Source organism: Paenarthrobacter sp. PAE-2 (assembly GCF_026013155.1).
In the GTDB taxonomy this organism is placed as follows: domain Bacteria; phylum Actinomycetota; class Actinomycetes; order Actinomycetales; family Micrococcaceae; genus Arthrobacter; species Arthrobacter ureafaciens.
Map to the genome: position 1 here is coordinate 174,580 of NZ_JAPDNV010000006.1, position 9,128 is coordinate 183,707.

Genomic DNA, 9,128 nt, shown 5'->3' on the forward strand with positions numbered 1-9,128 from the left:
CTGGGTTGGCATTATCGGCTGGATGGCCAGCTCCCTGCAGGGCGCCATGAGTGCGGGGATCATCAAGGCAAACCCGTCCGTACCGGGTGCACCCACCATGCCTGAGCAGATCTTTCCCGCCCTCGCATGGCCCGTGGTTGCCGTCCTGGCCGTGCACGCGCTGGGACAGTGGAGCTACCCCGCGCCCAAGGCGCCCCGCAGGTATGCCGAACTTACGGTCCGCAGGATCCGCGACTTCCTTCCCCGCAGGCTGGCGTGGTGGACGGCAGGAATCTTTGGCTATGCGGCCGTGGCCATCATCCGGGTTGGCTCACTGCCCGCCTACGACCCTGTACTTCCAACTCCGGCGCCCCCACAGGGACCGGAGTACAACGGCTATGCGGGGCAGGGCCAGGATGGCAGGATCCCGGGATGGGAGCTCTCCGCGTGGCTGGGTGGCTCCTTGCTGGTCTTGGCGATCGGGACCTGGCTGTGCCTGATGTTGATCGCGCATCGACGCCAACTGGAAGCACTCGACACCAACGACAACCGGGTCCTCCGGTCCATTGCCGCAAACAGGTTGCTCCGGACCGTGGCCACCATTGCTGCGGGCCTCGCAGCAATCGCCGGGAACTTCGCGTCCCTCCCCCAACCCGGCACCACGTGGCAGTCGTCGTGGTTCAACCTGCTGGGGCTCGCCAACATCATTGTTCTCTTGGTCATGTGGTGGTGGAAGGTCCCCGTTCTCTCCTCGCTACAAGCGGATCGAAAGACCACCAGTGCAGCCTCGCTCCGCTCCGACCCGGGAACACCCGGCGCAGCCCGGATCAGCGTCTCCCTGGGACCCGTGGTGGGAATTGCCGGCATCTTGCCGATGATAAGTATGGTCATCTGGGCCGGTTATATTCCGGCAACGGGCGGACGGCCGCTGATCTTGCCGGTTCTCGTGGCCGTCATGGCTACCTCTGTGTTGCTGGTCATCATCGGCGGTGAACTCCTGACCGCCCGAAACTATGGCAACTCGCAAGCGTCCAGGAATTGGCCGCAACGGGTTCTTTCCCGCGGCTTGCTCTCCTTCGCGGTGGCGGCCGCAGCCCTATGGACTGTCGCCGTCATCCTGACAGGCATCGGGCAGGCTTTGGTGAACGGTGCAGCGACGTGGCCCATGGATCTATTGATCACGGTTGGGGTCAGCGCAGTGGGCGCAGCTGCCATCCTCACCGCCCGGTTTCGCCGCGGTATCCCCGAGGACGTAACCGAGCACGGACTGGACTCCGCACTGCGGGCCATCGCGATGTACCGCATCGTCCGCACACTGGCGGCCTTCTTCCTCGCGGAAGCCGGAGCTGTTCTGCTGACCAACCCGGAAGCATGGGGCACCCTGATTCCCTGGTCCGACAACATCGCCCCCGGCCCCAGTATGTTGATCGGCGCACTCCTGGCTGCCACTGCCGTGGTTACCGCAGTTACGCCCGTCCGGAGCCTGTTGGGCAGGATCCCCAGGAACAACGACGACAAACAAAGCCAGCCCACGCTGTGACGGCCGCCATCAGGCTGGACTTGGACGATCCGGTCCCTCCCTATGAACAGATCCGCAGGCAACTCGGCTCCTTGATAACCGTCGGAGCCCTTGAACCCGGCAGCCGGCTGCCAACAGTCCGCAGCCTGGCCGCGGACCTCGGTATCGCCGTCGGAACGGTCGCGCGCGCCTACAAGGAACTGGAGCAATCCGGCCTGATTGAATCACGACGGCGGAACGGAACCATCGTCGTCGGCCCCCCTCGGGCCACGCCCGGACAGCCGGGTGGAGAACCGGCGGTGATGGCCGCCGTCGACGGCTTGATCCACGTGGCCAGGGAAGCTGGCGTGAGCGATTCGACGCTCGTCGACCTGCTGCGGGGACGGCTTGCCAGTAAGCTTGATCCGTGAGCATTCCCACCCCTTATGAAGACCTTCTGCGCGACGTCATGGCCAATGGCGCGCACAAATCGGACCGCACCGGGACGGGTACGCGGAGCGTGTTCGGGCGCCAGTTGCGCTTCGACCTGGCCACGAGCTTCCCGCTGATCACCACCAAGAGGGTGCACTTCAAATCCGTGGCAGTGGAGCTCCTGTGGTTCCTGCGCGGAGACTCCAACGTGAAGTGGATGCAGGACCAGGGCGTCACCATCTGGGATGAATGGGCAGACGCCGACGGTGAACTCGGACCGGTTTACGGCGTCCAGTGGCGCAGTTGGCCAACCCCGGACGGCGGGCACATTGACCAGATTTCCCAGGTGATGAAGAGCCTGCACAACAACCCGGACTCCCGCAGGCACATCGTGTCGGCGTGGAATGTGTCCGAACTCAAGGACATGGCCCTGCCTCCGTGCCACGCGTTCTTCCAGTTCTACGTCGCTGACGGCAAGTTGTCCTGCCAGCTTTACCAGCGCTCGGCAGACACTTTTCTTGGCGTGCCCTTCAACATCGCTTCCTATGCGTTACTCACCCGCATGGTGGCCCAGCAGCTTGGGCTAGAACCCGGCGAGTTCATCTGGACCGGCGGCGACGTCCACATTTACGACAACCACGTGGACCAGGTAAAGGAACAACTTAGCCGGGAACCGTACGACTACCCACAGCTGAAAATCCTGCGCAAACCCGACTCCATCTTCGACTACACCCTTGAGGACTTCGAGGTTGTCGATTACCGCCACCACCCCACTATCAAGGCACCGATCGCCGTATGAACACTCCCTCCGAAGAGACCAACGCGCATCTTCCCGGCCTTATTTTCACGCAGGAGACCGCTGCGGCCATGACCGGCATCGGGATGATCTGGGCGCAGACCAAGGCCGGGGTCATCGGCAAGGACGGCAGTATGCCGTGGCACGTGCCCGAGGACCTCAAGCACTTCAGCCAGCTGACATCAGGGCACCCGGTGATCATGGGCCGGAAGACCTGGGAATCGTTCCCGGACAAGTACCGTCCGCTGCCCGGCCGCACCAACATCGTTGTGACCCGCAACCAGGACTGGGCTTCGACACCCGAGGCGGAGGGCGCCGTCGTGGTTTCCTCCCTGGACGCAGCCCTGCTTGAGTCCCAGTTCGCGCCGGGCGGCCAGAAGGTCTGGATCATCGGCGGCGGGGAAATTTTCGAACAATCGATGGGCATCGCCAATCTTGCGGTCATCACCATCATTGACGCCGAACTCGAAGGCGACACCTTCGCCCCCGAACTTGGCGAGGACTGGACGTTCGACTCCGTGGCCCCTCACGAGGATTGGTACACGGCGAAGAACGGCACCAAATACCGGTTCACGTCGTGGCGCCGGACTGAAAGCTAGGAACCGGATCATGCAGGCAATGCTCAAGAAACCTGAAACACTCTTTGTCCTGGGGTACATGCTGTTGCCCCTCCTTGCGCTGCTGTCAGCGATCGTTGGGCTGACCATGATCCTGGGCGGCAACAAGATCGCCGGGATCATCGTCCTGGTGGTGGTGACCCAGGTCTTCGCCTTCGGTGCGTTCTTCGCTCTTCGCGCCCGCAAAGCTGCCCTCGCGGAGGGTAACGGCCTGCAGGATTACGACGCCGGACGCTAGCACTGCCGCCGGCCCGCCTGGCGCCGTCCCTGGGTCCGCCGTCGTACGTTGTGCGGGTGACGTAACCAACAGCGTCAGGCGGCGTCGAAAGTTTAGACTGGTTCAATGACTACAGCAGCTAATCCGTCCGTAGGACTGGTCGGTTGGCGTGGCATGGTCGGCTCCGTCCTGATGCACCGCATGCAGGAAGAGAACGACTTCGCCAACATCAACCCGGTATTTTTCTCCACCTCGAACGCAGGAGGTGCCGCCCCGTCGTTCGCTGATGGGGCCGGCAAGCTCGAGGATGCGTTCGATATTGAGACGCTTGCCAAGCTGCCGATTATTGTCACCGCGCAGGGTGGCGATTACACCAAGCAGGTCCACGGCGAACTCCGCAGCCGTGGCTGGGACGGTCTCTGGATCGACGCCGCCTCCACCCTCCGCATGAACGACGATTCGATCATCGTGCTGGATCCGATCAACCGCGACGTCATCGATGCCGGGCTCTCCGGCGGCGTGAAGGACTTCATCGGCGGCAACTGCACGGTTTCCTGCATGCTGATGGGCCTCGGCGGGCTGTTCAAGAACAACCTCGTGGAGTGGGGTACGTCCATGACGTACCAGGCCGCTTCGGGTGGCGGCGCCCGCCACATGCGCGAGCTCCTGAACCAGTTCGGCACGCTCAACAACGAGGTCAGCAGCGAACTCGAGGATCCCGCTTCCGCCATCCTTGAGATCGACCGCAAGGTCCTGGCTACCCAGCGCACCGGCGTTGACGCCACCCAGTTCGGTGTCCCGCTGGCCGGCTCCCTGATTCCATGGATCGATGCCGACCTTGGCAACGGGCAGTCCAAGGAAGAATGGAAGGCCGGCGTTGAGACCAACAAGATCCTCGGTACCGGCAAGGGCACCGCAGGCAAGGAGCACATCGCCATGGACGGGCTGTGTGTCCGCATTGGTGCGATGCGTTCGCACTCGCAGGCCCTGACCCTCAAGCTCCGCGAGGACCTGTCCGTCACGGAGATCGAGAACCTCCTGGCCAAGGACAACGAGTGGGCCAAGGTTGTGCCCAACACCAAGGAAGCCTCCATGGCCGAGCTGACCCCCGTGGCAGCGTCCGGCACTCTGGACATCCCGGTTGGCCGTATCCGCAAGCTCGAAATGGGACCGGAATACATCAGCGCCTTCACCGTGGGCGACCAGCTCCTGTGGGGTGCGGCCGAGCCGCTGCGCCGCATGCTGAACATCGTGACGGGCAAGCTCTAGGCTTTCCGTTCCGGAACCCGCTTTTCCCTTGCTTCACGGCGAGGGAAGGGCGGGTTTTCCGGTTAAAGGGGGCGGTCCCGGTGCGTTCACCGCGCGTTCCCCCTGCGTTCCCCCGTTTTCCCTGGGCTCAGCTCTCCATGAATTTGAGGTAGGCACGGGCCTGCGCCAGGAAGGACCGTTCCGCAGACGGTCCAAGTGTTCCCGTGAACGGCTCCGGGACCACTCCGGCTGACTTCCCTGTTCCCGTCCTGGCCCACGTCCCCACCACGCCACCCCCGGCAATGATGATCCTTTTGAAGACCCCATTCTTGCCGGGCACTACAAGTTCGGCATACTCAGGAGCGAGCACCAGGCTCCGGTCCTGGTAACCGAGCAGGAATTCATCAAACCCGGGGAGAGCCAGCACCGAGCGGGCGCCGGGAACGCCGTCGTCGAGCATTGCGGCCCTCTCCTGCGACATCCAGTAGCTTGTATCCCCGAACGGCAACTCCACCAACTGATCCCGGACGGCACTCAGCGCCGCCCGGGCCTCGCTGAGCGGCACCTGGGTCCACCACGCGAAGTCGCGGACAGTGGCCGGGCCATGGCTGTGGATGTAGCGGAGGAACCATTCGGCGACGCCGGGCTCGCGATCCACGGCACGTGAGTCCCTGATCCATTGATCGAAAGGGACAAACAACTGCTGCACCCCCGCATTGCCTTTGCTTCCGGCCATGGGCCCCTGGACCAGGGACGCCTCCTGGCACAGGCAGGCGATGAGGTGGATGCCCCGTTGGGCTTTGGTGATCTGGCCCGCTTCCTCGAACGCCGCGAATAGCTGCTCCCGGCTGGCGCCCGCTGCCTCCGTGTCCCGCGAGAGGTTGGCAATGGTCTCCAAAGCCACGTCGCGGGCATGGCTGATGTCATCCGGTGTGATGTTCAGTTCACGGTGCCTGGTCCGCAGTGACTGCATGAGCCGCCCGCTGGTGATTCCCAGCATCCACCGAAGGTCCTCCGGCGCCACCAAATGCAACGTCCCGCGCATCGGCCAGGACCGGACCACCGTGCCGGCGTCCAGCGCCGCCCGGACCTCGGAGGCTCCCGATCCCACCACCCTCTGGCCAACCGCCCACAGCGCATGACCCAGATCCTGGGCCTGCATGGCAGTCATCCACCGGACGGCTTCGGGAACGGAAGCACGCTTCCCGCCCAAAAGACCTTGGCTGGCGAGCCGCAGACGACCGATCACGGCAGGTGTGGGGCTCCGCTTCCCGATAGGCATGCTCCATCCTAAAGCCGCCGACCACAGCGAACATTGCCCTGCCTCCCAGCCGCCTTCCAGACGCGTTGCCTAGGATTGCTACATGCTCTTTGGTGATCTGGCTCCGCTGGTGCGGCCACTCAGCCGCCGGTTGGCTGCCGCCGGCTGGTGCTGCAGCGGCGTCGGTTTAGTGGCCGGGCTGATCGTTGCCGTAGGCACGGGAGTACGGCTTTCACCCTCCATGCAAAGCATCCAGCTCGCCGGAATCGTGGCAACAGCCCTGGCCGCGCTGCTGCTGGGCGTCGCAGCCCTCCTCCAGCCCGTCTCACCGCGGGACGGCGACGCGCCCGAGCCGTGGTTCTATCCGGCCGCAGCGGCACAGGTGCGCAGTTTCCTGCTGGGATCCATAGTGATGATGCTCGGATTGGTGGGCTTTGCCACTGCGGGCCTTTTCCTGCCCAGCGGACCGTCGCCGCAGAGCATCGCGTTCAGCCAGATCTTCCTGCTGGGTTCTGTCAGCTGCGGGCTGACGTTCCTGCTGCTGAACAAAGTGCTGCCCATCGCGGAGCGCCGGACGCGCTGACGCGCTGACCAGGGCCGGAAGCTACAGCGAAACGCCGATCAGCAGCGGTTCGGGATGCAGTTCAATCCCAAAGCGATCCACGACGCCGGAACGCACCTCGCGCGCAATGGCCGCCATGTCCGCAGCCGAGGCGGAGCCACGGTTGGTGATGGCCAAGGTGTGCTTGGTGGACAGCGATGCCCTGCCCCCGGAAACACTGGACTCCTCCAGCCCGTAACCCTTGCCGAATCCTGCACGGTCAATCAACCAGGCGGCGGACAGTTTCACCAACCCATCGGATCCTGCCGGGTACCTGGGGGCGTCCGCAGGCAACGCCTCGGCCTGTTCCTTGGACACGAGCGGATTAGTGAAGAACGAACCTGTTGAGTAAGTATCGCGATCGTCGGCGTCCAGCACCATGCCCTTGGACGCACGCAGCCTGAGCACCTCCCGCCGGACATCGTTGGAATACGCCCGTTTGCCCACCTCGACCCCGAGCACACGGGCAAGTTCGGCGTAGCGGATGGGGGCGCTCATCCTGCCCAGCGGCAGTTGGAATTCAACCGTGAGGACCACGAACCGCGGCGAACCCTCCACAGTGGTCTGCTTCAGGATGGAGTCACGGTAGCCGAACGTGAGCTCGGAGTTGGTGAAGGTGCGGACTGCGTTGCTCTCCCGGTCCCACGTTCGTACGGCAGCAATGGTCTGCGAAACATCAGCACCGTAGGCTCCTACGTTTTGGACCGGGGTGGCTCCCGTTGCGCCGGGAATCCCGGAGAGCGCTTCCAGGCCGGACCAGGCGTGCTTCACGGCGTGTTCAACCAAGGCATCCCAGTTGTGTCCTGCCTGGACCACCACGGAGACTCCCCCGCAGCTGTCCTCGGCGTTGACTGTGAAGCCCTCGGAAGAGATTTTGAGGACTGTACCGGGGTAGCCGTCGTCGGAGATCAATAGATTGGATCCGCCGCCGATGATGAGGAGCTTCTCCCCCGCGGCGTCAGCCGAGCGGACGGCGTCGATGATTTCCGCCTCGGTACGTGCCTCCACAAAGGTGCCGGCGGGGCCGCCCACGGCAGCTGTGGTCAATTCGGAAAGCAGCGTCTGGGTCACCCATCAAGCCTATCGGGGTTTGGGCCGGGGCTCCGCCGCAAGCACGCGGCAGAGACTCGGTCCCTGCACTACCTAGGAGAGCTTGACCACTGCCTGCGACTTCATGAGGACCTTCTGGCCGGCGGCCACCACGGTGAGGTCAATGCGGGCGGTACCCGCCTCGGCGTCGAGCGCACCCACCGCGCCGGTCACCTCGATGACCGCTCCGGGCTCATCCGTTCCCGTGGTGTCGGTCACCAGCACCGGCTTGGTGAAGCGGGTCTGGTAGTCAACGACGGCGGCCGGATCGCCTGCCCAGTCGCTGACCAGCTGTACCGCTGCACCCATGGTGAACATGCCGTGGGCGATGACGCCGGGAAGTTCCACTGACGTGGCGAATGCCTCGTTCCAATGGATGGGGTTGAAGTCTCCGGAAGCACCGGCGTATTTGACCAGGTCCTGGCGGGTGACTTCGATGGTGCGGTTGCCAATTTCCTGGCCGACTGCCAGGTCTGCGAAAACGGGGCTCATGGTTACTGTCCCTCTCCCCGGACCAGGATGGACGAGGTGGTGGTTGCGACCTTTTCACGGCTGTCACCGTCGGCCAGGGCAAAGATTTCCGAACGCGTGGTGATCATGGCGCCGCCTCCCATGGCGCGTACGCCGTCGACGTGCAGCTCGGCTACCAGACGGTCCCCGGCGACGATCGGGCGATGGTGCGTGAAGCGCTGGTCCGCGTGGACAACGCGGGAGAAATCGATCCCGGCTTCGGGATCCTCAACCAGCTGCGCGTCAGCCCGCTGGGCAATGATGATGGCAAACGTGGGAGGCGCCACGAGGTCGCGATGGCCCAGGGCCCGCGCCGTTTCGACGTCGAAGTGCGCCTGGTGGGTGGCCTTTACAGCCTTGGCGAACTCGCGGATTTTCTCACGGCCGACGTCGTAAACCTCTGCGGCAGGGTAGCTGCGGCCCTGCAGGTCCGGATTGATACTCATGGTCCAACCCTATCGGGCGGACGCCCGGAGACAGGTGTGGGCACCACCCTGTGAAGGATGCTATTTCTTGTAGCTCTTGCGGATCTGCTGGCCGCGGATCACGAGTCCGGTGACATGGAGCACCAGGCCCAGGCCAATGACGCCCAAGGATGCCATGGCGAGTCCTTGGTTGCCCGAGGTGTTTGCGGCAATGGACAGGATGACGCCTGCCGCAATGAGTCCCATGGCGCTGAAAACCAGCACTTTGTACCCGGTGGAGGCGTTGGCCCAGAATTCGTTCAGCACCATCCAAGTCTACCGGGCGCCATGCAGGGCTTCGCCGAAGGGTTGGTTCCCACGAGTAAAGCCCGCGGTTAGTGCCGGGTACTTCCGTCCCGGCCTTAACAGGCTCATCGCATTTGAGGGTGTAGTTGGGGTCTGAATCCGCCGGTCTC

12 protein-coding genes are annotated in these 9,128 nt (G+C 64.0%); 7 read left to right on the top strand and 5 right to left on the bottom strand.

What is annotated here, in order from left to right:
- Positions 1–22 precede the first annotated feature (22 nt).
- From OCL88_RS05750 to asd, 6 genes are all read left to right on the top strand, one after another.
- A complete protein-coding gene (locus OCL88_RS05750) occupies positions 23–1,519 on the top strand; it encodes a hypothetical protein (protein ID WP_264961878.1) in 1,497 nt (498 codons plus the stop codon).
- Positions 1,516–1,908 (top strand): GntR family transcriptional regulator, encoded by a 393-nt coding sequence (locus tag OCL88_RS05755; RefSeq protein ID WP_264961879.1) that lies wholly within the window; start codon positions 1,516–1,518, stop codon positions 1,906–1,908. Before OCL88_RS05750 ends, OCL88_RS05755 begins: the two co-directional genes overlap by 4 nt.
- Entirely contained in the window at positions 1,905–2,708 is an 804-nt protein-coding gene (locus OCL88_RS05760; protein WP_264961880.1) for a thymidylate synthase, read from the top strand. The genes OCL88_RS05755 and OCL88_RS05760 overlap by 4 nt, the downstream gene beginning before the upstream one ends.
- A complete protein-coding gene (locus OCL88_RS05765) occupies positions 2,705–3,304 on the top strand; it encodes a dihydrofolate reductase (RefSeq protein ID WP_319951640.1) in 600 nt (199 codons plus the stop codon). Before OCL88_RS05760 ends, OCL88_RS05765 begins: the two co-directional genes overlap by 4 nt.
- A gap of 19 nt (positions 3,305–3,323) precedes the next feature.
- Positions 3,324–3,560 (top strand): NF038396 family protein, encoded by a 237-nt coding sequence (locus OCL88_RS05770; RefSeq protein ID WP_031216541.1) that lies wholly within the window; start codon positions 3,324–3,326, stop codon positions 3,558–3,560.
- Positions 3,561–3,665: 105 nt separating this feature from the next.
- A complete protein-coding gene (gene asd, locus OCL88_RS05775; RefSeq protein WP_193593116.1) occupies positions 3,666–4,808 on the top strand; it encodes an aspartate-semialdehyde dehydrogenase in 1,143 nt (380 codons plus the stop codon).
- A 127-nt stretch (positions 4,809–4,935) separates the two neighbouring features.
- Here asd and OCL88_RS05780 read toward each other — a convergent pair whose 3' ends face one another.
- The gene (locus OCL88_RS05780; protein ID WP_264961881.1) at positions 4,936–6,069 is read right to left on the bottom strand and encodes a winged helix DNA-binding domain-containing protein; all 1,134 of its coding nucleotides are present in this window, start codon (positions 6,067–6,069) and stop codon (positions 4,936–4,938) included.
- 82 nt (positions 6,070–6,151) lie between these two features.
- On the opposite strand from OCL88_RS05780, the gene OCL88_RS05785 reads away from it, so the two are divergent.
- The gene (locus OCL88_RS05785; protein WP_021472366.1) at positions 6,152–6,631 is read left to right on the top strand and encodes a hypothetical protein; all 480 of its coding nucleotides are present in this window, start codon (positions 6,152–6,154) and stop codon (positions 6,629–6,631) included.
- A 21-nt stretch (positions 6,632–6,652) separates the two neighbouring features.
- Here OCL88_RS05785 and OCL88_RS05790 read toward each other — a convergent pair whose 3' ends face one another.
- The 4 genes from OCL88_RS05790 to OCL88_RS05805 form a co-directional block, all read right to left on the bottom strand.
- On the bottom strand, positions 6,653–7,720 hold the full coding sequence (locus tag OCL88_RS05790; RefSeq protein WP_264961882.1) for a UDP-N-acetylmuramate dehydrogenase: 1,068 nt from the start codon (positions 7,718–7,720) through the stop codon (positions 6,653–6,655).
- Between the two features lie 72 nt (positions 7,721–7,792).
- The gene (locus tag OCL88_RS05795) at positions 7,793–8,230 is read right to left on the bottom strand and encodes a MaoC family dehydratase (protein WP_264961883.1); all 438 of its coding nucleotides are present in this window, start codon (positions 8,228–8,230) and stop codon (positions 7,793–7,795) included.
- Positions 8,231–8,232: 2 nt separating this feature from the next.
- Positions 8,233–8,694 carry a MaoC family dehydratase N-terminal domain-containing protein gene (locus OCL88_RS05800; protein WP_021472363.1) on the bottom strand — a complete coding sequence of 154 codons (462 nt, stop codon included), beginning with the start codon at positions 8,692–8,694 and terminating at the stop codon, positions 8,233–8,235.
- A 60-nt stretch (positions 8,695–8,754) separates the two neighbouring features.
- Positions 8,755–8,979, bottom strand: coding sequence for a DUF3188 domain-containing protein (locus tag OCL88_RS05805; RefSeq protein ID WP_031216538.1), 225 nt, complete (start codon positions 8,977–8,979; stop codon positions 8,755–8,757).
- Positions 8,980–9,128: the final 149 nt, after the last annotated feature.

What these genes read in the sequence shown, in the direction of transcription:
- OCL88_RS05750 (WP_264961878.1), top strand. Translation starts at nt 23, where the DNA reads ATGGCCAGCTCCCTGCAGGGCGCCATGAGTGCGGGGATCATCAAGGCA.
- OCL88_RS05765 (WP_319951640.1), top strand. Translation starts at nt 2,705, where the DNA reads ATGAACACTCCCTCCGAAGAGACCAACGCGCATCTTCCCGGCCTTATT.
- OCL88_RS05770 (WP_031216541.1), top strand. Translation starts at nt 3,324, where the DNA reads ATGCTCAAGAAACCTGAAACACTCTTTGTCCTGGGGTACATGCTGTTG.
- asd (WP_193593116.1), top strand. Translation starts at nt 3,666, where the DNA reads ATGACTACAGCAGCTAATCCGTCCGTAGGACTGGTCGGTTGGCGTGGC.
- OCL88_RS05780 (WP_264961881.1), bottom strand. Translation starts at nt 6,069, where the DNA reads ATGCCTATCGGGAAGCGGAGCCCCACACCTGCCGTGATCGGTCGTCTG.
- OCL88_RS05785 (WP_021472366.1), top strand. Translation starts at nt 6,152, where the DNA reads ATGCTCTTTGGTGATCTGGCTCCGCTGGTGCGGCCACTCAGCCGCCGG.
- OCL88_RS05795 (WP_264961883.1), bottom strand. Translation starts at nt 8,230, where the DNA reads ATGAGCCCCGTTTTCGCAGACCTGGCAGTCGGCCAGGAAATTGGCAAC.
- OCL88_RS05800 (WP_021472363.1), bottom strand. Translation starts at nt 8,694, where the DNA reads ATGAGTATCAATCCGGACCTGCAGGGCCGCAGCTACCCTGCCGCAGAG.